Genomic DNA, 1,400 nt, shown 5'->3' on the forward strand with positions numbered 1-1,400 from the left:
CCCAATCGAGTTGGCCCACTGCGCGCTGCCATGCAGTGTCGGCCGTCACGCATTGATCCATGGCAGTACTCCCGTCAAAAGTGAGGTGGCGTTCAGCTCAGCCGTATCTTTGGCTGCACGAAGCCGTTAATCCGCTCGGCAGTCCACAGCATCATGGCCGTGCCTAAACCGTGCAAAGCCTGCTGATGTTGTCGATAGAGCATGGCGTGACTGAGCTGCGCGAATCGGCCCTTGATAAACCCGCCGCGGAAGAATCCGAACTGCCCGAGCGTCCCAAAAGCGTTGTAGTCGCTCAGCGACACGAGCGCGCCGAAGTCGTGAAATGCAAAGTCGGGCAATGAACCACCGCCGAGCCAGTCCGGCAAGTGCTTTGCGAGGTGTTGTGCCTGTTGCGTGGCGACTTGCGCCGTGGGTGCGAGAGGACGTTCACTGCCGGCGAGCGTCAACGTCGAGCAGTCGCCGAGGGCGAATAGTGCGTCGTCGTCCTGCGCCTGCAGGGTTGGCCTGACGATGATCTGGTTGGAACGATTGCTCTCGATGCCATCCAGTTTGCCTAGAAAATCAGAGGCCTTGACGCCCGCCGCCCATACCATCAAATCCGCCGGTTGCTTGCTGCCGTCGCCTAACCGGAATCCATCGGATTCGGCGGCGGTCACTCGCGTGCCCGTTCGTACCGTGAAACCGATATGCCGTAACTGTGCCTCGCTGGACTCCGACACCGCCGGCGGAAATGCCGCCAGTACGCGCGGTGCGCTTTCATAAAGGGTGAGCTTCAGACGTGAGCGGATGCCGGGGTCGCCGTAACTCGACGCCACTTCGAGTAAGCGGCTCAATTCCGCTGCCAGTTCGACGCCGGTCGCTCCGGCGCCGACGATAGACACGCGCAACGGGCTATTCGTCACAACGCTCTGGAATATACGGATTCGCAATGCTTCGTTGAAGACTTCAGCCTGTGCCCGGCTGTCAATGAAATGGCAATGATCAAGTACGCCTGGTGTGCCGAAGTCGTTGGCGCGACTGCCCAACGCAAGAATCAGCACATCGTATTCGACCGTGCGCGGCCCGATCACGACCTCCCCCGACGGCGAACGCAGCGCAGCCAGCTTCACGATACGCGCATTGCGGTCCAGGCCTTCCATTTCGCCCGGCTGATAGTTGAAGCCGTGGTCGCGGGCGTGGGCGAGATAGATGACCTGCTGTTGCTGGACATCGCGAGTGCCTGCCGCGATGGTGTGCAGCATGGGCTTCCAGATATGGGTTGCACTTTTGTCGATCAACGTGACCTGACCGCGGCCGCTGCGGCCAAGCGTGTTGCCCAGCCTGGTCGCGAGCAGAAGTCCAGCGATGCCGCCGCCGACGATGACGATCCGGGTGGTCTGGCGCGTTGTCAAATATCTCTC

1 protein-coding gene is annotated in these 1,400 nt (G+C 61.0%); it reads right to left on the reverse strand.

Annotation, left to right across the window (positions count from 1 at the left end; all coding sequences use genetic code 11):
• Window positions 1–92: 92 nt before the first annotated feature.
• Window positions 93–1,391: an NAD(P)/FAD-dependent oxidoreductase gene (locus F6X39_RS36040; protein WP_187620142.1), complete on the reverse strand. Its 1,299-nt coding sequence runs from the start codon at window positions 1,389–1,391 to the stop codon at window positions 93–95.
• Between the last annotated feature and the right edge of the window lie 9 nt (window positions 1,392–1,400).

The sequence above is a fragment of the Paraburkholderia sp. UCT2 genome (assembly GCF_014397665.1).
In the GTDB taxonomy this organism is placed as follows: Bacteria; Pseudomonadota; Gammaproteobacteria; order Burkholderiales; family Burkholderiaceae; genus Paraburkholderia; species Paraburkholderia tuberum.